Genomic DNA, 22,233 nt, shown 5'->3' on the forward strand with positions numbered 1-22,233 from the left:
GTGACGGGCTGGATTAACGAGTACGGCCGGGTGCATGCGATGTCGCCCGGCGGCGCCCCGCGACGGCGTCGCGATCGGCGTACTGCCATGTAACCGCCATCACCCGACTGCCCTATCTGCCACGACTGCCATAACTGCCATATGGCAGTCGATGGCAGTCGTCGCCCTTCAGAAGCAGGCGCATCGCGTCGCCGATGCGCGCCCGCGCTCCTTCTTCGTGCTTCCCAAAACCGAAACAAATCATGAACTTGCCTGGGCCGCGCGGGGACGGCGGCCGCGCTGGCACGGTACTTGATTTGATTCCGGTCAAATCTGCCCTATTTGCCCCATCCACTGACCGCTTTGCGACAGGAGCGCGCGCCATGAGTACCGACCGATTCGTCGTCGAAGGCTTTTTCGATCCGGCTACCGGGACCATCAGCTACCTGCTGCTGGATCCGCTGACGATGCAGTGCGCGCTGATCGACAGCGTGCTCGACTACGATCCGAAATCGGGCCGCACGCGCACCGCGTCGGCCGAGCGTCTCGCCGCGCGCGTCGAGGCGCTCGGCGCGCGCGTGCAGTGGCTGCTCGAAACCCACGTGCACGCGGACCATCTGTCGGCCGCGCCGTACCTGAAGGCGCGCCTCGGCGGGCGGATCGCGATCGGCGATCAGGTGACGCGCGTGCAGCAGGTGTTCGGCAAGCTCTTCAACGCAGGCAGCGGCTTCGCGACCGACGGCTCGCAGTTCGATCACCTGTTCGCCGACGGCGACACCTTCAGCGTGGGCGCGCTCCCCCTGCGCGTGATGCACACGCCCGGCCACACGCCCGCCTGCGTGACCTATGTCGCGGGCACGGGCGACCAGCAGGCCGCGTTCGTCGGCGATACGCTGTTCATGCCCGACTACGGGACCGCCCGCTGCGACTTCCCCGGCGGCGACGCGGCCACGCTCTACCACTCGATCAACCGCGTGCTGAGCCTGCCGCCGCAGACGCGCCTCTACCTGTGTCACGACTACCCGCCGGGCGGCCGTCCGGTGCAGTTCGTCAGCACCGTCGAGGCGCAGCGCGCGCACAACATCCACATTCACGACGGCACGCCCGAGCATGCCTTCGTCGAGATGCGCAACGCGCGCGACGCCACGCTGGAGATGCCGGTGCTGATCCTGCCGTCGGTGCAGGTGAACATGCGCGCGGGACATCTGCCGGAGCCCGAAAGCAACGGCATTTCGTACATCAAGATCCCGGTGAACGCGCTGTAGCGCGCTCGCTGCCGGCCGCCAGCCGGGCAACGGGAAGCGCGCCCCAGGAATCACGACCCAGGAATCAGGAATCAGGAATCAGGAATCAGGAATCAGGAATCAGGAATCAGGAATCAGGAATCAGGAATCAGGAATCAGGAATCAGGAATCAGGACAGACCATGGATACCAGGAAGCTGACCGACACGGTCATCGTCTCGCCGCAGATTCGCGCATCGGACTTGCCCGCGCTGCGCGCCGCCGGTTTTCGCGCGGTGATCTGCAACCGTCCCGACGGCGAGGGGCCCGACCAGCCGACCTTCGTTGAGATCGAAGCGGCGGCGCGCGCGCAAGGGCTCGACGCGCGCTATCTGCCCGTCGAGTCGGGCAAGGTCTCGGACGCCGATGTCGCGCAGTTCAAGGCGGCGCTCGCGAGTCTGCCCGGCCCGGTGCTCGCGTATTGCCGCAGCGGCATGCGCTCGGCGACGCTGTGGGCGCTGTCGCGCGCCGGCGAGCAGGATTTCAGCGAGATCCTCGCGACCGCGAAGGCCGCAGGCTACGATCTGAGCGCGCTCGCCACGCGCATGCACGCGCCGCTTGCGGTCTCCGAGGAAACGCACGAGATCGTGATCGTCGGCGGCGGCGCGGCGGGGATCGCGACCGCGTCGAGTCTGCTTGCGCGCGCACCGAATCTCGACATCGCGGTGATCGATCCGGCGGAGGTTCATTACTACCAGCCGGGCTGGACGATGGTCGGCGCAGGCGTGTTCCGTCCCGAGACGACCCTGCGCGCGATGACCGACGTGCTGCCCGCCAACGTGCGCTGGATCCGGGCCGCGGTCGCCGCCTTCGAACCCGATCGCAACGCGGTCGTGCTCGAAGGGTGCCGGGTGGTCCGGTACCGGCAGCTCGTCGTCTGCGCGGGGCTGAAGCTCGACTGGAACGCGGTCGAGGGCTTGCCGCAGACGCTCGGCCAACACGGCGTCACGTCGAACTACCGGTACGATCTCGCGCCGTACACATGGCAGCTCGTGCAGACGCTGCGCAGCGGCCGCGCGCTCTTCACGCAGCCGCCGATGCCGATCAAGTGCGCCGGCGCGCCGCAGAAGGCGATGTACCTGTCCGCCGACCACTGGCGCCGTACCGGCAGCCTCGCGCAGATCGACATCGGGTTCTTCAATGCAGGCGCGGTGCTGTTCGGCGTCGCGGACTACGTGCCGGCGCTGATGGCGTATGTCGAGCGCTATGGCATCGGGCTGAATTTCAGCCACAACCTGATCGCGATCGACGGCCCGGCGCGGCGCGCGACCTTCGCGCGCACGCTGGCGGACGGCAAGACCGAGCGCGTCGAGACGTCATTCGACATGATTCACGTGGTGCCGCCGCAAAAGGCCCCCGACTTCGTCCGCGCGAGTCCGCTCGCCGACGCGGCCGGCTGGGTCGAAGTCGACCAGACGACGCTGCGCCACAAGCGCTTCGACAACATCCACGGGCTCGGCGACGTGACCGGCACGCCGAACGCGAAGACCGCCGCGGCGGCGCGCAAGCAGGCGCCGGTGGTCGCGCACAACGTGCTGGCGGCGCTGCGCGGACTGTCGGAGAGCGCGTCGTACGACGGCTACGGCTCGTGCCCGCTGACCGTCGAGCGCGGCAAGATCGTGCTCGCCGAGTTCCTGTACGGCGGCAAGGTGGCGCCGACCTTCCCGCGCTGGCTGATCGACGGCACGCATCCGTCGCGGCTCGCGTGGCTGCTCAAGGAGCGCATCCTGCCGCCGCTCTACTGGCGCGGCATGCTGAAGGGGCACGAGTGGCTCGCGAATCCGCGGCTCGTGAAGAAAGCGCGTTGACGGCAGGCGGGGTACGCACCGATGTTCATTTCACTCGTTCTTGGCGCGTGCGTCGGCGCGGTGCTGGGCCTGACCGGCGCGGGCGGGGGCATTCTCGCGGTGCCCGCGCTCGTCTTCGGCATGGGCTGGCCGATGCAGGCGGCGACGCCGGTCGCGCTCGTCGCCGTGTCGGGCAGCGCGGCGGTCGGGGCGCTCGAGGCATTTCGCAAACGACTCGTACGCTATCGCGCGGCGTGCTTCATGGCGCTGTGCGGGATACCGGCTACGCCGCTCGGCGCGTACGGCGCGCGCGTGCTGCCCGAGCGGCTGCTGCTCGCGCTGTTCGCCGCGGTCATGCTGGTTGTCGCGGCGCGGCTGCTGCGCCAGACCCTGCGTCGTCACGCCGGGCAGGCCGAGGACCCGGCGCGGTACGTCGCGCGCATCGATCCGCGCACGGGCCGTCTCGCGTGGACCTGGGGGAGCGCCACCGCGCTGGGCGCGACCGGCGCGCTCACCGGTCTGATGACGGGCTTGCTCGGGGTCGGCGGCGGCTTCATCATCGTGCCGATGATGCGCAAGCTGACGAACGTGTCGATGCACGGCATTGTCGCGACGTCGCTGATGGTGATCACGCTCGTCGGCGCGGCGGGTGTGGCCGCGACGCTGCGGCACGGCGCATTGCCCCCGCCCGGCGTGCTGCTCTGGTTCAGCGTCGCGACGGCGGCCGGCATGCTCGGCGGCCGGATTGCATCGCATCGGCTGTCGGCGCGGCATGTCCAGCTGGGCTTCGCGTCCATCCTGATCTGTGTCGCGCTCGGGTTGCTTGCGAAAGCCGCGCTTGCCTGACGCCGCGCGCCATCGGCCGCGCGTGCGGCCCGTGCTGCTCGTGCTGCTCGTGTCTCTCGTGTCTCTCGTGTCTCGCCGGAAACCATGATGATCGACCTGACTCACTTTACCCCCGCCGCGTCGTTCGGCGGCGGCCTGCTGATCGGCGGCGCGGCCGGCCTGCTGGTGCTGCTCGACGGCCGGATCGCCGGAATCAGCGGCATCGTCGGCGGCCTGCTGCGGCCCGCGCGCGGCGATACCGCGTGGCGCGTCGCGTTCGTGCTCGGTCTGATCGGGGCAGCGCTGCTCGCCGCGGCGCTCGGCCGGCCGGCCGTCATCCGGATCGAGGCCGGCTGGGGCAGCGTGCTCGTCGCCGGCTTTCTGGTCGGCGTCGGCACGCGCTTCGCGAGCGGCTGCACCAGCGGTCACGGGGTCTGCGGACTGTCGCGCGGCGCGCGGCGCTCGCTGGTCGCCACGCTGACGTTCATGGCGAGCGGATTCGCCGCGACCTTCGTCGTGCGTCACGTGCTCGGAGGCTGACATGAACGTGCTCGTCGCGTGGGGAGCGGGGCTGCTGTTCGGCATCGGCCTGATCGTCTCCGGCATGGCGAATCCGGCCAAGGTGCAAGGCTTTCTCGATCTGGCCGGCGCGTGGGATCCGTCGCTCGCGTTCGTGATGGCGGGCGCCATCGCGGTGGCGTCCGTTGCGTTTGCCTTCGCGAAGCGGCGCACGCGCTCGCTGCTGGGCCTGCCGATGCAGATTCCGGGCAACGCGCCGGTGACGCTGCGGCTCGTGCTCGGCAGCGCGGCGTTCGGCATCGGCTGGGGCATCGCGGGCTTCTGTCCGGGGCCTGCGCTGGTTGCGCTCGGCACGGGCGCCGCGAAGGTGTTCGGGTTTGTCGCGGCGATGCTCGTCGGGATGGGCGTCTTTGAACGGCTCGGCAAGCGTCGTCGCGCGTAGCGCGCCCGTTTGACGGGTGCGCGGCGGGCCGGCCTACCAGAGTCCGTAGAAGACGCCGCCTTCGCGGTCGCGATGCGTCTGCGCCTCGACCGCGGCGGGCGACACCGTGGTGCGCGTGTGCCGCGCGCAGAACCAGTCCAGCAGGCGCGCGCGCATGGCGTCGATGACGGGCGCCGACGCGGCGTCGCCCGCGCAGTCGCGGAACTCGTGCGGATCGCGTTCGAGATCGAACAGCTGCGGCGCGAAGCCCTGCCAGTGAATGTACTTCCAGCGCGCGGTCCGCACCATCCATGCGCGGCACGCGTCGGGTGCGCGGCCGAGCAGCAGGCGCGCCTCGCGATACGCGTAATCGAGCTCGGAGAACACGGCGTCGCGCCACTGCACGGGCGTGCCGCGCGCGCGCGTGAGCGCGAGCAGCGAGCGGCCTTCGAGGCGCTCGGCGGGCAGCGGCAGGCCGAGCGCGTCGAGCACCGTCGGCACCGTGTCGATGGCTTCGACGAATTCGTCGCGGACCCGGCCGCGCTGCGCGTCGGCCTGCGGCGACGGATCGTAGACGAGGTACGGCACGCGCTGCACGGTGTCGTAGAACAGTTCCTTTTCGCCGAGCCAGTGGTCGCCGAGAAAGTCGCCGTGGTCGGACGTGAAGACGATCAGCGTGTCGCGCCAGCCGTCCACGCGATCGAGCGCTTCCCACAGGCGTCCGAGGTGATCGTCGAGCTGGCGGATGAGCCCCTGGTACGCGGGCCGCACGACGCGGATCGTTTCGTCGCGCGCGAAGTTCAGGTTCTCTTCCTGACGCCGGTATGCGGCGAGCACCGGATGCGCGTCGCGCAGTTCGTCGTCGCGGCGCACGACCGGCAGGCACTGGTCCGCCGTGTAGCGGCGGTGATACGGCGCGGGCGCCATATACGGCCAGTGCGGCTTCACGTACGACAGATGCAGCACCCACGGCGCGTCGCGATGCCGCTCGATGAAGTCGATCGCCTGGTTCGTCGTGTATGCGGTTTCCGAATCCCGCTCGGCGACGCGCGCTGGCAGATGCGCGTGGCGCATCTGCCAGCCGCTCACGACCTGGCCTTGCGCGTCGAGTGCGGAGATGACGAAATCGCTCCACGGGTCGTCGCTGTCGTAGCCGCGCGCGCGCAGGTACTGCGCGTAGCTGCCGACCGGTTCGGCGCGATGTCCGTCATAGCGGTCGACGAGCGTGAAGTAGCCTTCGCGCAGCAGCGCGCCGAGTTCGCTGTCGCCGTCGATGCCCAGACGCCGGTAGGCGGCCTGATCGGACGAGAAATGACTCTTGCCGCACAGCGCGAGGCGCCGGCCCGCGTCGGCGAGCAACGCGCCGAGCGTCATTTCGCTCGCGGCGAGCGGCACGCCGTTCCAGCTCGCGCCGTGACTCGACACGTAGCGCCCCGTGTAGAAAGACATGCGCGACGGTCCGCATACGCCCGACTGCACGAATGCGTTCGCGAAGCGGTTGCCGCGCTGCGCGAGCAGATCGATGTTCGGCGTGTGCAGATACGGGTGGCCATAGCACGACAGATGGTCGGCGCGCAGCTGGTCGCACATGATGAAGAGAACGTTGCGGGTCATGTCGGGCGTACCTGGGATGCGTGAAGTACGTGAAGTACGTGAAGTACGTGAAGTACGTGAAGTACGTGAAGTACGTGAAGTACGTGAAGTACGTGAAGTACGTGAAGTACGTGAAGCCGGAAAAGGGGACGCGCCGCGCCCGGTGTGGTGCGCAGCGCGGGCCCCAGTGTGCCGCTCGATGAGCCGCTCAGGGGGCACCCCGTGCGCCGCTCAACGCGGCGCCGCCTCGGGCTGCGCCGCGTCGTTGCGCGGCAGGTCGTCCGGCTCCGCGCCGCCGGCGCGCGGCGCGGTCTCCGGCATCGCCAGCAATGCGACGAGGCCGATCACCGCCGCCGCGGTGACGAAGTGCGACGGCATCATCTTGTCGCCGGTGAGGCCGATGAGCCACGTGACGACGAACGGCGCGATCCCGCCGAACAGCGTGGTCGCGAGGTTGTACGAGATCGACAGGCCCGTGGCGCGCGTGCGGGTCGGAAACAGTTCGGCCAGCGCGGTCGATGCGGGTCCGAGCGCGGCAGCCATCAGGACGGCGAACACTGTTTCGACTGCGAGCAGCCGCATGAGGCTCGGCCCCGCGATCAGCCAGCTGAAGAGCGGGTACAGCGTGAGCACGTAGCCGACCATCGACGCGCCCATCACCGGCTTGCGCCCGATGCGGTCGGACAGCAGTCCGAACAGCGGAATCAGGATCATGCGCGCGGTGCCGGTGAACATCAGCACGATGAACGGCGCGTCGACGCGCAGCTTCAGTTGCTGCACCGAGTAGATCGGCAAATAGACGTTCAGCACGTATTGCGCGACCGAGCCGAACACCGTGAGGCCGAAGGCGATGACGAGCGACGCGCGGTGATGCCGCCACACGTCGCGCAGCAGTCCGCCCGCGCGCGTGTCGCCGCGCGCGGCCGCCTCGGCGAACGCGGGCGCCTCGTGCAGCCGGGTGCGGATGTAGAAGCCGACCGGCCCGATCAGCAGGCCGAACAGGAACGGGATGCGCCAGCCCCATGCGTCGAGCGCCGACGCCGGCAGCCCGCGCGTGACCAGCGCGCCCATGCCGGCCGCGACGACCGCCGCGCAGAACTGCCCGAAGTTTTGCCAGCTGCCGTAAAAGCCGCGCCGCAGCGGCGGCGCGTACTCGATCAGCATCGAGGTCGAACTGCCGAACTCGCCGCCGGCCGATATGCCTTGCAGCAGCCGCGCGAACACGATCAGCAGCGGCGCGGCGAGGCCGATCGCGCGATAGCTCGGCGTGAACGCCATGATCGCGGAGGCGAGCGTCATCAGCAGGATCACCAGCGCGAGCGCCGCCTTGCGGCCCGCGCGGTCCGCGTAGATGCCCAGCAGGATGCCGCCGGCCGGCCGCACCAGAAACGCGCTGCCGAAGGTCGCGGTGGCGAGCAGCGCGGACATGGTGGGATCGGTGGCGGGAAAGAACTGGCGCGCGATCACGACCGACAGGAAGCCGAACACGATGAAGTCGTACCACTCGAACGCGTTGCCGATGATGGCGGACACAATGGCGCGCCGATGGGCGGCGGGTAGGGTCATCTGACGGGTCTCCTCAAGGGGCGCCGCGCGTTGGTATCGGGGAGGGGGTTCCATGAGGCGGCGCGGTCGGTGCGAACGGATTCATTCTGCGTAGCCAATTCATCACCGTCCAATGAGATATGATCGACTACTCATAACGTTTCTGTTATCGGATGATGCGTGCCGTCGACCAATACGTGTTCCGCCAGCTGAAGCTGCGGCACCTCCATCTGCTGGTGGCGCTGGCCGATCTGCCCACGGTCGGCAAGGTCGCGGAACTGCTGCACGTGACGCAGCCCGCGATCTCGCGGATGATCGCCGACCTCGAACGCGGGATGGGTCTCGCCCTGTTCGAGCGCAATGGGCGGCGCATCCGGCCGACGCCCGCCGGCGCGAGCCTGATCCGCCACGCGCGCGACATGCTCGCGCAGGCGCAGCGCGCGAGCGAGGAGCTCGACGCGATCGCCAACGGGATCGGCGGACGGCTCGAAGTGGGGCTGCTCACCGTCGCCGCGGCGGTGCTGGTGCCGCAGGCGACGCTGCGCTTCAAGACGCAGGCGCACGCGACCACGGTGGCGCTGCACGAGGGCACGCTGGACCAGTTGATGCCGGCGCTGCAGTCCGGTCGGCTCGACCTCGTGGTCGGGCGCATCCCGAAGGACATGGCGGACGAGGCGACGCTCGCCTTCGACCCGCTGTTCGACGATCCGCCGGTGATCGTCGCCGCGGCCACGCATCCGCTCGCGCGGCGCCGCGCGCTCCAGTGGCGCGATCTGGACGGGCTCCCGTGGATCCTGCCGCCGCTCGGCGCGCCGATGCATCGCCGTCTGCTCGCGGTGCTGGCCGATCATGGGCTCGGCGCGCCGACCGACGTGATCGAGTCGAATACGAGCGTCGGCAATCTGCCGCTGCTGCGCGACAGCGCGCGGCTTTGCCTCGAACCGCGCTCGCGCGCGCGCGAACTGGCGCGCGACGGCCTGCTGTGGATCGCGCCGCTCGCGCTCGGCGACGTCCTCGGACCGGTGGGCGTGGTCTGGCGCAAGGAAGTCGAGAGCACGCCGGCCGTCGCGCTGTTTCTCGATTGCCTGCGGGACGCGACGCGCGCGATTCATCCGGGGCAATGAAGCAGCGACCGGCTTCGATGCCTTTCAATTATTAGTAATAATATTTTTTACAATTGCCGCGCTGCACGATGAACAGCGTGGCAGCATGGAATGGGCATTCCAGTATTTGTATACGGGAATGTACCGAGTCTTACGCGTGGTAATAATGATTAATATTATTACCACGCGCCGCAGCGCCCCGGCCAGGGGCCAGCGGCGGCACATCCCGCGCGCGCCCCGGCATTCGTATCGCTTCATCGGCATTACCCGTCACTGATTAGGAATCCTGTCTGAATCAGATGTCACTGGACGCAGGCTCACTGGAGGGGATCATGACGTTTCGAGCAGTTGGACTGGTTTCTCTGTTGCTGTCGGCCGCGCTCGCGCTGAGCGCATGCAACGGCGACTCGACGCCCGGCGCGCAGGCCGCGGGTGTGTCGAATGCCGCCACCTCGCCCGCCGTTGCCGCCCAGGCGAACGCCAATGCGCCCGCCGAGGTGGGCACCTCGACGCCGCTTCCGTGCGATGCGGCTGCGGGCGCCGGCACGCCATGCTCGGCGGCGCACAGCGTGACCCGGCTGCTGACGCAGAACTACTCGGGGCCGCTGTTCCAGCTCGTGCGCGCGTCGGACAATACCACCCAGGACATCTATCCCTATACGCGGGCCACCTTGCCCGGCGGGGCGCCGCGCGCGCTGGTCGGCACGGCCAACGTCAACAGCATCGAAGCGTTCTGCCGGAACACGTCCTGTTCGGTTGCGACGATCTATGACCAGATCGATCGTGTCGCGACGCTGAAGGGCGGCGCATTCGGCAACGTTCCCGCCACGCTCACGCTGAGCCCGAACGGCACCGAATCGCTGACCTTGCCCAGCAGCGGACCCGGTTCGCAGAATCCGGTCACGGTGCCGGTGCTCAACGGCCTGGCGACCATCACGCTGCCGGGCAGCGAGGGCGAACTGACGGTCCAGGTATCGCAGCCGCCGGTCGCGCTGACGACCCAGGCGCCCACGCAGGCACTGAGCGTCGGCAACGACCTGCCCGCGCTCGCCGGCGCGCCCGCGAAGCTCACGATGATGCCGCTCAACGGCATCGAGGTTCCCGCGCTGTCGACGCTCGCCGGCGAGGCGTATCGCAACCGCTTCGGCACGGTGAACCAGTCGATCGGCGATACCGACATCGCGGAGTACATGGTGGCCGGCGCGCACTACGGCCAGTCGTCGTCATGTTGCGGCACTTACGGCAACATGGAAAACAGCGCGAATTCCGCGACCTATCCGCACGGCGAGACCGAAGGCATGATGTTCGCGCTCGCGTACTCCGACGGCGCGGCAGCCGTGTTCGGCTATTGCGACGGCGACTCGAACCAGGCGCCGACCGTCAAGGACCCGGTCTGCAACGGGCTCGACGTGAACTGGCCGGGAGTCGACGCGGAAGCCGGCGTGTACCTGTACGGGCCGCAGCAGCCGGCGAAGGAGAAGTTCGTCACGGTGCTCGCGAAGTATTCGCCGTCCAGCGCGTCGAACATCTTTGCGGTGAAGGGCGGCTCGGCATCGCAGAGCGTGCTGACCGCGCTCTACGATGCGGCGCCGCCCGAGGCGTACAACTTCAGCAACGACGCCGGCCACGCGTTCGACGGCCAGTGGCAAGGCGGCCTGTCGCTCGGCGAGGGCGGCGACGGCAGCGCCGCGCCGGTGCAGTTCTTCGAAGGCGCGGTGATCACGAAGGCCACCTCGGATGCGACGGACAACGCGATCCAGGCGAGCATCGCAAGCTTCTACGGACCGCCGAAGGATCCGCAACTCGCCGCCTGCTACGCGGGCAATCTGGTCAACTCGCCGCTGAGCCTCGCCGTCCCGGACGCCTGGTCGCAAAGCAACGGCGGCACCGCGCAGCCTGCCATCGACCTCTACGGCACGCGGCCGCGCGCGGCCCTCGTGACCGGCACGAACGGCTCGCCGGTCGCGAACATCCACGAAGTCATCCGGGTTCAGGGCCAGCAGAGCTATAGCTTCACCGATTACGTGATGGCGACGACCGGCGCCACCGTGTTCCCGGGCGGCTCGATCCAGACCGACGATCCGTCCGGCACCGAGTTCGCCTGGGTGCTCAATACGAATACCGGCAGCATCGTGCGCGGAACGTGGGGCGCGGGCCAGGCGAGCGCGCTGTCGGCGGTGAAGGTCGGCAACTGGTGGAAGGTGACGATGAACTTCACCGCGCCGGCGGGATCGACGAATGCATCGATCTTCATCGATCCGCCGACGTCGAGCGCGGCCGGCGTGCGCTCGCAGCAGGCGGCCTACCTGAGCGCGACGCACTACTGCCCGAGCCTGTCGATCCAGACGGCCTCGACGATGTAACGGCGGCGGCCGTCGCGCGCGGCGGCGGCTGTTCCGGGCGACCCTGCGTAGCGGGGCATGGGCCGGCCGCCGCGCACGTATCCGGGTTCAGTTGTCGAACGTGCCGCGATAGTCGGCGGCCGCGTCGCGGCGCGTGTTGATTTCGAACATCACGCCGCCCGGCGCGCGGCAGAAGAAGCGCGAACCGCGGCCGTTGTTGAAGATGGCCGTCTCCATCTCGACGCCGTCCGCCTTGAAGCGCGCGTAAAGCGCCTCGACGTCTTCGAGGCACGGCAGTTCGAAGCCGACGTGGAACGCGCGGGGCCACGCGGGCGCCGCGTCGCCTGCGTGGTCGATCACGACGTCGAAGCCGGGACGCTTCAGGATGATCGACTGCTGCCACGTGCTGGACACGGTAAAGCCGAGGTACTGTTCGAAAAACGCGGCGGTTGCACGCGTATCGGCGGAAGGAAAGCTCAGGTGATTGAGCTTCATGCTTTGGAACAAGGCGGTCATCGTCGTTCTCCAGGTGAGGGGCGGGGGCGGATGCCAGCCCGCATGACGACGTCAGAATATAAGTAAAAGCTCACATTCAACAACTCGCATTGGCGGCCCCGCCCGATTGGGCCCAACTCCCTTGCTGCAAGGCATTTTTCGTGAATTTACCGCCATGACCGGTGCGCGCCTGCTCGCATTCCGCGCGGGCGCGCGCGACGTTCAGCCCGCGCGGGTGCGCGCCAGATAGCCGAACACGGCGGCTTTCAGCCGGTGTTCGAGGTGCGCCATGTCGTGCTCGCCGCGCTCGCCCGCGGCGTCGACCATGCCGCGAGTCATCGCGATCACGTCGCCGGCGGCGATCTCCGGATGCGGATGCGCTGGTGCCGCGCGCCGGATGACCGTCGCGACCAGCGTCTGCATGTCCGCTTTGGCGGTTTCGCCGCGCAGCGCGGGCCGGCCCTCTTCGATATCGAGCAGACGCGCGAGCATCGGCCGCTGCAGTTGCTGGCGCACGGCCGCGCCGATCAGATATTCGAGCGCCTTGCGGCCGCTGCGCAGCGTGAGCGCGACCGCCATGTCGTCATGGAAGCGCTGGGTCTCGCGCTGGATCAGCGCGACAGTCAACGCGTCCTTGCCCGGAAAGTACTGGTACAGCGAGCCGATACTGACGCCGGCGCGGCGCGCCACCGCATTCGTGTTGAAGCCCGCGAAGCCGTCGGCCTCCAGCACCTGGGCCGCGGCCTCGACGATCGAGGCGACGGTCTCTTCGGCGCGCGTCTGGGTCGGCGCCTTGCGCGGGCGCAGGTGCCGGTGCGATGGCCGCTGGCTCATGCGGGGCCTCTGGCGGGAAGTGGAGGACGATGCATGCGATTGTACAAAACCCGCTGCAACAAAAAAGGCCCTTGTGAAAGGGCCGAACAGTGCCCGCTCGAGGCGATGGGGCACTGACGAGACAGCGGGGAGGGGCGCGGCGCGCGCCGTTCTCAGAACAGGTGGTGGAGGCCCGCGAGCGTGACGACCTGCCGGTTCGACGACGATGCGCCGATGCCGAGCGTATCGGCGAGCGCGCCCGGCGACGCCTGCTCGACCATCACGTCGACATACAGCTGCGTCTGCTTCGACAGCGAATAGACGTTGGCCACCGTCAACTGGGTCCAGCGCTGGCCGGCGAGCGTCGCGGTCCATGCGCCCGCGCCGAGCAGGTACGCGGGAGTGACCTGATAGTTCGCGCCGCCGTCGAAGGCGACGTAGCGGCGCTTGTCGCCCGCGTGATCGATCTGCGCGGTGGTGGCGAGCGCATGCAGTTGCAGCCGGCCGAACCGGTAGCTGCCGCCGACGCCCGCGTTGCTCACGCTTTGTGCGACGAACGACGTGCCGCCCGCGAGATTCACGCCTTCGAACGCATCGAGCCCGAGCCCGTTCGCGAGGTTCAGCGTGCGGTCGTGATAGCCGGAGTAGGCGGCCGCGAGACTGAGCGGACCGTACGCATAGGTCGCGCCGAAGCTGTAGGTGCGTCCCGCGGTGCTGCTCGTCGTGTTCGGAAAGCCGTACAGCGCGCCGAACGTGAGGCCGCCGATCGTCGCGCTGCGGAACTTGACCGTGTCCGACAATTCGACCGGCACCGTGCCGCCGAGCCCGTCGAGATTGCCGACGTGGAACGCCGAGAAGTCGCCGAGCGATTGCGCGGTCGACAACGGTCCGAGCATCTCGAAGTGAAAGTCCATCTGGCGGCCGAGCGTGAGCGTGCCGACGCCGTTCTTCGACAGGCCGACATACGCATCGCGGTTGAACAGATTGCCTGCGCTCGACATCGCGCCGCTGATCGTCGAGAAGCCCGCTTCGAGTCTGAAGAGCGCCTTCAGTCCTCCGCCGAGATCCTCGGTGCCGACGAGGCCCCAGCGGTCGGCCTGCGTGGTGCCCTGTTCGGCGATGAACGCCGCGCCGCCGCGCAGGTTGCTGACGTAGCCGACGCCGGCATCGAGGCTGCCATAGAGCGTGACGCTGCTCTGCGCGTGGGCGGCGGCCGCGAGGCCGAGCAGCGGCAGCGCGAGCATGGACAACGGTTTTTTATGCATGGTGTCTCCTCCGAAGGGATGGCGCGGGCTGAACCCGTGCCTATTTCAACGTCTGATAAAGAATCGCCGCGCCCGAGACGATCGCGAACGCCATCACGCTGATGCGCAACACGCGGCCGTTCAGGCGGTGGTGAACGTGATGGCTCACGAACGCGCCGAGAATCACCGGCGGCACGAGCAGCAGCGCGGACACGAAGCGCCCGGCGGTGATCTGGCCGGTCACGCTCAGCGTCGCGAGCGAGACGGCCTCGCCGATCGCGAAGCACAGCGCGATCGTCGAGCGCAGCGCGGGCGCGCGGTGATGCTGGAACACCATCGCGAGCGCGGGGCCGCCGATGCCGGTGGCCGTCTCGGTGATGCCCGTCACCGCGCCGGCGGCCATCAGCGCATGGCGTCCCGGGGCGAAGGCGGGCGCGCACAGCGTGGCGACGGCCGCGGCGACCGTCGATGCGCCGATGAACAGGTTCAGGTCGTGGGCCGAGATGCGCGAGATGATCCACGCGCCCGCGACCGCGCCGGCGGTGCGGCCGACCGTGATCCACAGCGCGCCTTTCGAATCGAGCGCGGGGCGCTCGCGCCACGCCAGATAGACGTTCAGCGGCAACATCAGGATCAGCAGCGACACGGGCAGCAGGCCGGGCTCGATCAGCCCGATGACAGGCGCGCAGACGAGGGCGAAGCCCACGCCGACGGCGCCCTGGATGAACGATGCAATCGCCGCGGTCGCGGCAAGCAGGACAAAGATGCTCAAGGTCACGGGCAGACTCGCTCGGGAAGAAAAAGAGAGGGCATGAGCCGCGCGCTCAGCGACCCGCGGCGGCGGCGAAGTGCGGGGCCGGCGGGCCGGATTCGGCGGATTCAGGGGAGCCGGCGCGGCGCACGGACGGCGGCGCCGTATGCACCCGCTGGATCGGTGCGCGCGCAACGACTTCGGCCGCTGCTGCGTCGACCTCCTTCAGGAACGCGCGGGCGTCCCAGTCGAGCGGCCAGCCTTGCCACAGGCGCAACTGGCCGGCGACGAACACCGCATCGATCTGGCTGCGGTTCGCAAACCGCACCAGTTCCCAGTCGAGGCTCCACGACGGGCGCATTTCGGGCACGTCGAGATCCACCAGCAGGAAGTCGGCGGCCTTGCCGGGTGCGATCGCGCCGATGCGCGCGCCCAGCCGCAGCGCGTCGGCGCCGCCGCGCAGCGCGTGGTCGAGCCACAGCGCGCCCGCGCCGCACGAGGAGTCGCCCGTCGCGAGACCGAACGCGTAGCGTTGCGCGCTTTCGGCCGCGTCGATCAGCCGGAACGCGTCGCTGCGCGTGCCGTCGGTGCCGAGACCGAAGCGGATGCCGAGCGCGGCCATCTGCAGCGCCGGCGCCACCGCGTTGCCTTTCCACGCGCTCGCGACCGGGTTGTAGCTGACCGCGGCGCCGGTGTCGCGCAGCAGGTTCAGCTCGGACGGCGTGACGAGCGTCGCGTGCGCGATCAGCGTCTGCGGACCGAGCGCGCCCGCGTAATGCAGATGCTCGATCGGGCGCATCTTGCGCCGCACGATCGAGCGCTCGACCGATGCAAGGTGCTCGTTCGCGTGCGTCTGGAACGCGACGCCGGCTTCGGCGCACAGCGCGGCGGCGGTGTGCAGCATCAGGTCCGAGCCGGCCTCGGGCACCGAGATCGCGAGCGACGGATGCACGAGCGCATGCCCGTCCCAGCGCGCGAGATGCTGGTGCGCGCGCTCGACGAGCGCGGCGCGCGCGCGTGTGTCGATGTCCTCGCCGAGATCGTTGCAGATGAGACCGAGCACGCAGCGCACGCCGACCTGCTGCGTGGCGGCCGCGATCGTCGCGACGTCGCCGCTCGAACGCGTGCCGGCGTCGCAGACGGTCGTGAAGCCGCCGCGCAGCGCTTCGAGCGCCGCGAGCCGCGCGGACAGATACAGCAGGTTCTCGTCGAGGCAGTTTTCGAGCGGCACCCAGATGCGGCGGAAAATCTCCGACGGCTCGCCGAACGCCAGCGCCTTGCCGAACGATTGCGTGAGGTGATGGTGCGCGTCGATGAAGCCGGGCATGATCAGCCGGTCCGGCAGATGCACCGGCCGCAGATGCGGGTGGCGCGCGATCAGCGCCTGTGCGGGGCCGACATCGGTAAACGCGCCGCCCGCGACGACGACGCCGTGATCGCGCACGAATCCGCCGGCGAGCAGCAGGTGCTCGGGCAGCAGCAGCAGCTCGTCGGCGCACAGCGCGGTGTGGCTCGGACCATTGGGCAAGGGCAGGGGAGCGGGGTTTTTCATATGGAGTGCGAAATGATGAAGTTAGTGAAAAGACGGGCTTTCGCTGCCGGCGGCGTCCGGCTGCGCGGCGGCTTCGGCGCGGCGGCGCCCGGCCCAGCGCGGATGCAGGTGCTCGAATACGAAGTTGACGATCACCGCGGTCAGCGCGCCCATTGCGAGGCCGTTGCCGAGCACGATCTGCAGCGTCGCGGGGAAGCGGCTGTACGCGTCGGGCACGACGATCGGCAGGATGCCCATCGTCAGCGCGGCGGCGAGCGTGTACATGTTCGCGCGCGAGCGCAGCTCGACCTGGCGCAGCAGATTGACGCCCATCACGCCGATGATCGAGAACACGATCAGCGCGGTGCCGCCGACCACGGCCGCCGGAATCGCGTTGGCGAGCCGGCCGAGCGGCGCGAACAGCGCGATCACGAGCAGGATCACGCCGGCCGTGGCGGTGACGAAGCGCGAGCGGATGCCGGTGGCCTGCACGATGCCGATGTTCTCGCTGCTCGTGATGATGAGCGACGTGCCGAACAGGCCGCCGAGCACCGACATCAGCGCGTCGGCGCGGATCGTGCGCGGTACCGTGTCGCGCGGGTCGATCGGCTTGCCGACCACTTCGGCGATCGCGACGGTCTGGCCGGTCGCCTCGGCCATCGAGATCACGCTGAAGATCATCAGCGGAAGCGCGGCGACGAGATCGAAATGCGGCAGGCCGAAGGGCAGCGGCGTCGGCAGCACGACGAGCGCGCCGGACCAGACGCCGCCGAAGTGCGCGTAGCCGAGCAGTGCGGCGAGCGCCGCGCCCGCCAGCAGCCCGAGCAGCACCGCGAGCTGGCCGAGCATGCCCTTGAAGAGCCGTGCGAACAGCACCGTGAACGCGACCGTCGCCAGCGCGAGGCCGATGCCCGCCGGGCTCGCGAACTCGGCCGTGCCGGGCCGCCCGACGATCACGACGCCGTAGATCTTGATCAGGTTGATCGCGACGAGTATCAGCATCGTGCCGATCACGATGCGCGGGAAGAAGCGCAGGCAACGCGCGAACACCGGCAGCAGCAGGAAGTAGAACAGGCCGGTCAGGATCACCGCGCCGCACGCCGTCTGCAGGTTCGTCTGCTGCGCGACGAGCACGAACAGCACCACCGGCGCGCCGCCGGGCACCATGATGAACGGCATGCGCGCGCCGATGCGCAGCGGGCCGAACGACTGCAGCAGCGTGCCGACGCCGCAGACGAGGAAGGTCGCGCTGATCAGGTCGACCGTCAGCGCGGACGACAGGCCGAGCGCGCGCGCGACCAGGAACACGGCGGTGATCGGCGAGGCCGCCACCACCAGCACGTGCTGCAGTCCGAACAGGACCAGCTTCAGAAGCGGCAGACGCTCGTCGACAGCGTGAACCGAGGGGATATTCGTCATGGCGTGGCGTCTCCTGTGACCCGCCGGGGCGGCCATGCGCCCGGCGAGAGGGCTCCGGTGTCCGGAGCGGTCATGTTGTGTCCCAAATCGATTTGGGGCTGCGATCAAAAAAATGGGCGGATAACCCAAATCGATTTGGGTAGTAGAATCGTGTACCGAAGACGGACTGTCAAGCGGTATTTTTTATTGACCGGTGGGTCGCGATAGCCACGGTCGGCGCACGCGGCGGCCGCGCGTGCCGGTCCGGCGGGTATGAGAAAATTCCGCATCCGAAGCGAGAGAGACAGCATGCAAAACACCGTGCCGCCGAAGCCGCGGCCGACCATTGCCGACGTCGCGCGCGCGGCCGGCGTATCCACGACGACCGTGTCGCATGCGCTCAACGACAAGGGCTATGTCGATCCGCAGACGCGCGAGCGCGTGAAAGCGACCGCGCGCGCGCTCGGCTACCGGCCGAGCGTGCGCGCGCAGCGGCTGCGCACCGGCGAGGCGCGCACGATCGCGCTGATCTCGGCGATGCCGTTCGAGATTGCCGGCGGCGCGTCGCGTCTCGGGTTCCTGATGGAGGTCGCGGCCGTCGCCGCGGCCGCGGCGCTCACGCGCGGCCTCGCGCTGGTCCTCGTGCCGCCGGTGATGGCCGGGCGGCTGCCGCTCGAACAGCTCGACATCGACGGCGCGATCGTGCTCGAACCGGCCGCCGACGACGCGAACGTGAAGCATCTGCAGGAGCGCGGCTTGCCGGTCGTGTGCCTCGGGCGGCAGCCCGGCAACGACGCGGTGCCCTATGTGGACCTCCATTCGTCCGCCACCACCGGCTTGCTGCTGCAGCATCTGACGCAGCAGGGCAGCCGGCATATCGCACTGCTGATCGGCGCGCAGCGGCGCAACTCGTACATCGAATCGCGCGAGCGTTACGAGCAGTTTTGCGCGGCGTCCGGCATCACGCCGGTGATCGCGGTGGCCGACGAATCGGGCGGCGAGGCGGCCGGGCGCGACGCGTGCGCCGAACTGTTGCGCGCGCATCCGGAGCTCGACGGACTGTGCGCGCTCGTCGACGCCTTCGCGGTCGGCGCGATGCAGGCGCTCGCCGACGCGGGGCGGCGCGTGCCCGACGACGTGCGGGTCGTGACCCGCTACGACGGCATTCGCGCGCGCAGTTGCCAGCCGCCGCTCACCGCGGTGGACCTGCACCTCGACGATGTCGCGTCGCAGGCGGTGGGGCTGCTGTTCGAGCATCTCGCCGGGACCGACGGCGCGCGCTCGGTTGCGCCCCCGGAGCCGTCGCTCGTGATGCGCGAGTCTTCGTTCGTGTCTGCGCCGGTCGCCGTGAACCGCGCGCCGTAAGCAGGCGAAGAAAAATCGCTCCGTTCGGTGTCCGAAGCAAATGACGGCGTGCGGCGCGCACCGCCGTCAGCCGCGCGGCTCGGGGCCGATGCCGGTGGCCCCTGCGGCGGATTCGACGAGCCAGATGAATTTCTCCATTTTTTCCTGGCCCATGTGCGCGCGCGTGAGGCGCGCATCGACAAGGCTCGCGACGACCAGATCGAGCGACGGGACGACCACCGCATACTGGCCCAGATGGCCGTCCGCCCAGAAGGCGGGCCGCAGCAGCGTCGCGTGCGGGCCGCGCGTGCCGCTCGCGGGCGTGCTCGTCCACCACAGGTAGCCGTAGCCGCCGGTGCGCGTGTCGGAATACGGGCGCGTCGATGCGGCGACCCAGCCGGCCGGCACGACCTGGCGGCCGCGCCAGCGGCCGTCGTGCAGATAGAGCAGCGCGAAACGGGCGAGGTCGCGCGTGCTCATGTCGAACGGGTAGGCCGGATAGCGCGTCACGCGGCCGCCCGATACATAGTGGCCGTCCGAGGGCCGGTAGTCCTGCATGCCGAGCGGCGCGGCGATGTCCGTTTCGAGCGCGTCGAAAATGTCCCTGCCGGTCGCTTTCTCGTAGATCGCACCGAGCGTGTTGAAGTCCCAGTTGTTGTAGTACCAGAACGTGCCGGGCGGATGGCTGTAGCGAGGCGGCTTCGATGCCTGCATCGCGGCGGTCTCGTAGACCGTCGGGTGATAGACGCCCGAGCGCGCTTCGAGCAGCATGCGCACGGTCGCCTGCTGCTCGGCGGGCGACAGCGACGGCGGGTCGTCGTCGATGCCGAGCGCCTGCAGCGTGTCGTCGGGGTGGATCTGGCCGCGTGCGACCGCGATGCCGATCAGCGCGCTCAGGAAGCTTTTGCGCGCGGAATGCAGGTTGGACTTGCGCGCGACGTCGCCCCATTCCGCCACCACGAAACCGTCATGGACGATCATCCCGGACGTCGATCCCGCGCGCTGCGCGTAGGCGACCGCGCGCGCAAGCCCCGCGGGCGAGAAGCCCTGCGTGGCGGGATCGGCGCGGGTCCACGCGGCGCCGGGGAAGCCGTCGCCGCCGCGCGCCGGCGCGGCGGCCGAAGGAGCGGGCGAAGAGGCGGAGGAAGGAGCGGCCGAAGAGGCGGCCGCTGCGAGCCGCGCGGGCGAGGTGACGGATGTGGCCAGCGGCGCGCACGCGCACAGCGTCAGCGCGAGTGTCGAGCAGCACAGCAGGGCGGGCGCGAGCGAAGAACGGGGCATGGGGCGGCTCGGAAGGGGCGAGGATGTCGTGCGCGCGGCAGCGCACGAACGGCAGCCGCCATCGTAGCGCATGGCGCGCGGCCGATGCATGGCTGCGCGTGGCTAACGCCTGGCTGATGCGCGGCCGCGCGCATCGCATCGTCGCGCGCCCGACGGCGTCCGTGCCGCATCCCCGCCCGAACGCGAGGCCCGTGTGTTTTCAGCGCGCTTACAGCGCGCGCTGCACGGTCCGCGCGGAGCCGGTGATGTCTTCGCCGAGACCGGCGATCGTATTGCAGCCTGCCAGTGCAAGCAGTGAACCCATCAGCAACAGCAACGCGATACAACGTCTGAACATGTACACCTCTCGCCGGAACAGGACAACCGGGTCAGAACGCCCGATACGTTCGGGTTATCGGCGCATCGCCGGCATTCTTGATGGTTGCGTGCGAGAGGGCGCGCGAGGGTGCATCCCGCGCAGACGCCGCTCAATGATCGGGGGTGACGCGCGGCAGCACCGGCCGGGTCGCCTTGCGGCTCAGCAGCAGCGTGACGATCGCGGAGAGCGCGAGCGTCGCGCCGACGACGTAAAGCCCCGCCGCGTAGCTCCCGGTGCGGCTCTTCAGCCAGCCGATCGCGACCGGGCCGACGAAGCCGCCCAGATTGCCGATCGAATTGATCATCGCGATACCCGCGGCCGCCCCGGCTCCCGACAGGAACATCCCCGGCATGGCCCAGAGCGGCGCCTTCGACGCGCTGATGCCGACATTGACCACCACGAGCGCGAGCACGACGAACAGCGCGGTGCCCGCCTGTCCCGCGAACACGAAGCCGGCGCAGGCGAGCACGCACGGAATCACGATGTGCCATGTGCGCTCCGCGGTGCGATCCGAATGCCGCGCCCACAGGATCATCGCGACGACCGCGACGATGCTCGGAATCGCGTTGATGAGACCGGTCTGCAGCGCGTCGAAGCCGAATTGCCGGATGATGAGCGGCGCCCACAGCCCGAGCGTGTAGAGGCCCGCCGACGTGCCGAAGTAGATCAGCGCGAGCGCGAGCACGCGCGGATCGCGCAGCGCGCGCAGCGCGGCCGCCGTGTGGCCCGCGTGGGCCGAGCGCGCCTGCGCCTCGTCGCGCAGCGTCGCGAGCAGCCAGTCGCGCTCGTCCTGCCGCAGCCAGCGGGCCTCGGCCGGCCGGTCGGTGAGCAGGCGCAGCACCGCGAAGCCGAGCACGATCGCCGGCAGCGCCTCGATCACGTAGAGCCACTGCCAGTTCGCGAGGCCGAGCATCGGCGGCAACTGCATCAGCGCGCCCGACATCGGCGAGCCGAGCGCGGTCGAGATCGGGGCGGCGGCCATGAACCACGCGGCGGCGGCGGCACGCTGGCGCGCCGGAAACCACAGGCTCAGGTACAGGATGATGCCGGGGAAGAAGCCGGCTTCCGCGACGCCGAGCAGAAAGCGCAGCGTGTAGAAGCTGGCGGGTCCGCTCACGAACGCGGAGGCTGCCGACACGATGCCCCACGTGAACATCACGCGCGCGATCCAGATGCGCGCGCCGACGCGATGCAGGATGAGATTCGACGGCACCTCGAACAGCAGATAGCCGATGAAGAACAGCCCGCCGCCGAACCCGAAGGCCGCGGGCGACAGCCCGATCGCCCGGTTCATCGTCAGCGCGGCGAAGCCGACGTTGACGCGGTCGAGGAAGCTGACGAAGTAAAGCAGCATGACGAACGGAATGATGCGCCACATCAGCTTGCGCGTGACGCGGGATGCGATGTCGGTAGGCATGGTCTCCTCCGTGGAGGTGAAGCGTTCCCGCCGGACGCAAACGGAGGCGTCCGGCGTTCGGGACACGAGCGGGGTGCAAGCGGGTGCGAGCGGGTGCAAGCGGGTGCGTGCGGCGCGCAGCCGTGGCGTGCGATGCGGGACAGGGTCCGTCGCGCGCGCCTGGTCGTCGCGCGGCCGTCTCCCGTGGCCGCGCGCGGCGCGCGAC

General features: G+C 69.4%; 20 protein-coding genes. 9 read left to right on the top strand and 11 right to left on the bottom strand.

Annotated features, from left to right (window positions below; all coding sequences use genetic code 11):
• The first annotated feature begins 362 nt into the window (after window positions 1-362).
• From AC3AP7_RS21295 to AC3AP7_RS21315, 5 genes are all read left to right on the top strand, one after another.
• Window positions 363-1,244, top strand: coding sequence for an MBL fold metallo-hydrolase (locus AC3AP7_RS21295; RefSeq protein ID WP_487364540.1), 882 nt, complete (start codon window positions 363-365; stop codon window positions 1,242-1,244).
• Between the two features lie 160 nt (window positions 1,245-1,404).
• Window positions 1,405-3,069 carry a bifunctional protein tyrosine phosphatase family protein/NAD(P)/FAD-dependent oxidoreductase gene (locus tag AC3AP7_RS21300; protein ID WP_487364541.1) on the top strand — a complete coding sequence of 555 codons (1,665 nt, stop codon included), beginning with the start codon at window positions 1,405-1,407 and terminating at the stop codon, window positions 3,067-3,069.
• A gap of 21 nt (window positions 3,070-3,090) precedes the next feature.
• The gene (locus tag AC3AP7_RS21305) at window positions 3,091-3,894 is read left to right on the top strand and encodes a sulfite exporter TauE/SafE family protein (protein WP_487364542.1); all 804 of its coding nucleotides are present in this window, start codon (window positions 3,091-3,093) and stop codon (window positions 3,892-3,894) included.
• 84 nt (window positions 3,895-3,978) lie between these two features.
• A complete protein-coding gene (locus AC3AP7_RS21310) occupies window positions 3,979-4,413 on the top strand; it encodes a YeeE/YedE family protein (protein ID WP_487364543.1) in 435 nt (144 codons plus the stop codon).
• Window position 4,414: 1 nt separating this feature from the next.
• Window positions 4,415-4,834, top strand: a complete 420-nt coding sequence (locus AC3AP7_RS21315; protein WP_487364544.1) for a DUF6691 family protein — start codon at window positions 4,415-4,417, stop codon at window positions 4,832-4,834.
• A 33-nt stretch (window positions 4,835-4,867) separates the two neighbouring features.
• Here the strand turns inward: AC3AP7_RS21315 and AC3AP7_RS21320 are convergent, their stop codons facing one another.
• Window positions 4,868-6,427, bottom strand: a complete 1,560-nt coding sequence (locus AC3AP7_RS21320) for a sulfatase-like hydrolase/transferase (RefSeq protein WP_487364545.1) — start codon at window positions 6,425-6,427, stop codon at window positions 4,868-4,870.
• Between the two features lie 20 nt (window positions 6,428-6,447).
• On the opposite strand from AC3AP7_RS21320, the gene AC3AP7_RS21325 reads away from it, so the two are divergent.
• Window positions 6,448-6,609 carry a hypothetical protein gene (locus AC3AP7_RS21325; protein WP_487364546.1) on the top strand — a complete coding sequence of 54 codons (162 nt, stop codon included), beginning with the start codon at window positions 6,448-6,450 and terminating at the stop codon, window positions 6,607-6,609.
• A 28-nt stretch (window positions 6,610-6,637) separates the two neighbouring features.
• Here the strand turns inward: AC3AP7_RS21325 and AC3AP7_RS21330 are convergent, their stop codons facing one another.
• Window positions 6,638-7,972, bottom strand: a complete 1,335-nt coding sequence (locus AC3AP7_RS21330) for an MFS transporter (RefSeq protein WP_487364547.1) — start codon at window positions 7,970-7,972, stop codon at window positions 6,638-6,640.
• A gap of 152 nt (window positions 7,973-8,124) precedes the next feature.
• Here AC3AP7_RS21330 and AC3AP7_RS21335 point away from each other — a divergent pair, with 152 nt between their 5' ends.
• Together AC3AP7_RS21335 and AC3AP7_RS21340 are read left to right on the top strand one after the other, a co-directional pair.
• Window positions 8,125-9,075, top strand: a complete 951-nt coding sequence (locus AC3AP7_RS21335; RefSeq protein WP_487364548.1) for a LysR family transcriptional regulator — start codon at window positions 8,125-8,127, stop codon at window positions 9,073-9,075.
• 311 nt (window positions 9,076-9,386) lie between these two features.
• Window positions 9,387-11,417: an arabinofuranosidase catalytic domain-containing protein gene (locus AC3AP7_RS21340; protein ID WP_487364549.1), complete on the top strand. Its 2,031-nt coding sequence runs from the start codon at window positions 9,387-9,389 to the stop codon at window positions 11,415-11,417.
• A gap of 87 nt (window positions 11,418-11,504) precedes the next feature.
• On the opposite strand, the gene AC3AP7_RS21345 is transcribed toward AC3AP7_RS21340, so the two are convergent.
• The 6 genes from AC3AP7_RS21345 to AC3AP7_RS21370 all read right to left on the bottom strand — a co-directional run bounded on the left by AC3AP7_RS21345 (window position 11,505) and on the right by AC3AP7_RS21370 (window position 17,649).
• Window positions 11,505-11,912, bottom strand: coding sequence for a VOC family protein (locus tag AC3AP7_RS21345; protein WP_487364550.1), 408 nt, complete (start codon window positions 11,910-11,912; stop codon window positions 11,505-11,507).
• Between the two features lie 201 nt (window positions 11,913-12,113).
• The gene (locus AC3AP7_RS21350) at window positions 12,114-12,725 is read right to left on the bottom strand and encodes a TetR/AcrR family transcriptional regulator (protein WP_487364551.1); all 612 of its coding nucleotides are present in this window, start codon (window positions 12,723-12,725) and stop codon (window positions 12,114-12,116) included.
• A gap of 152 nt (window positions 12,726-12,877) precedes the next feature.
• Window positions 12,878-13,969, bottom strand: a complete 1,092-nt coding sequence (locus AC3AP7_RS21355) for a porin (protein ID WP_487364552.1) — start codon at window positions 13,967-13,969, stop codon at window positions 12,878-12,880.
• A 40-nt stretch (window positions 13,970-14,009) separates the two neighbouring features.
• Entirely contained in the window at window positions 14,010-14,726 is a 717-nt protein-coding gene (locus tag AC3AP7_RS21360; RefSeq protein ID WP_487364553.1) for a sulfite exporter TauE/SafE family protein, read from the bottom strand.
• A gap of 46 nt (window positions 14,727-14,772) precedes the next feature.
• Window positions 14,773-16,251: an amidohydrolase family protein gene (locus tag AC3AP7_RS21365; protein ID WP_487364554.1), complete on the bottom strand. Its 1,479-nt coding sequence runs from the start codon at window positions 16,249-16,251 to the stop codon at window positions 14,773-14,775.
• A 21-nt stretch (window positions 16,252-16,272) separates the two neighbouring features.
• A complete protein-coding gene (locus AC3AP7_RS21370) occupies window positions 16,273-17,649 on the bottom strand; it encodes a uracil-xanthine permease family protein (protein WP_487364555.1) in 1,377 nt (458 codons plus the stop codon).
• A gap of 288 nt (window positions 17,650-17,937) precedes the next feature.
• Here AC3AP7_RS21370 and AC3AP7_RS21375 point away from each other — a divergent pair, with 288 nt between their 5' ends.
• The gene (locus tag AC3AP7_RS21375) at window positions 17,938-18,993 is read left to right on the top strand and encodes a LacI family DNA-binding transcriptional regulator (protein ID WP_487364556.1); all 1,056 of its coding nucleotides are present in this window, start codon (window positions 17,938-17,940) and stop codon (window positions 18,991-18,993) included.
• Between the two features lie 66 nt (window positions 18,994-19,059).
• Here the strand turns inward: AC3AP7_RS21375 and AC3AP7_RS21380 are convergent, their stop codons facing one another.
• The 3 genes from AC3AP7_RS21380 to AC3AP7_RS21390 form a co-directional block, all read right to left on the bottom strand.
• Window positions 19,060-20,253: a serine hydrolase domain-containing protein gene (locus AC3AP7_RS21380; protein ID WP_487364557.1), complete on the bottom strand. Its 1,194-nt coding sequence runs from the start codon at window positions 20,251-20,253 to the stop codon at window positions 19,060-19,062.
• A gap of 208 nt (window positions 20,254-20,461) precedes the next feature.
• A complete protein-coding gene (locus AC3AP7_RS21385) occupies window positions 20,462-20,590 on the bottom strand; it encodes a hypothetical protein (RefSeq protein ID WP_487364558.1) in 129 nt (42 codons plus the stop codon).
• 130 nt (window positions 20,591-20,720) lie between these two features.
• Window positions 20,721-22,028 carry an MFS transporter gene (locus tag AC3AP7_RS21390; RefSeq protein WP_487364559.1) on the bottom strand — a complete coding sequence of 436 codons (1,308 nt, stop codon included), beginning with the start codon at window positions 22,026-22,028 and terminating at the stop codon, window positions 20,721-20,723.
• Window positions 22,029-22,233: the final 205 nt, after the last annotated feature.

The organism is Paraburkholderia sp. PAMB 6770, from assembly GCF_057748135.1.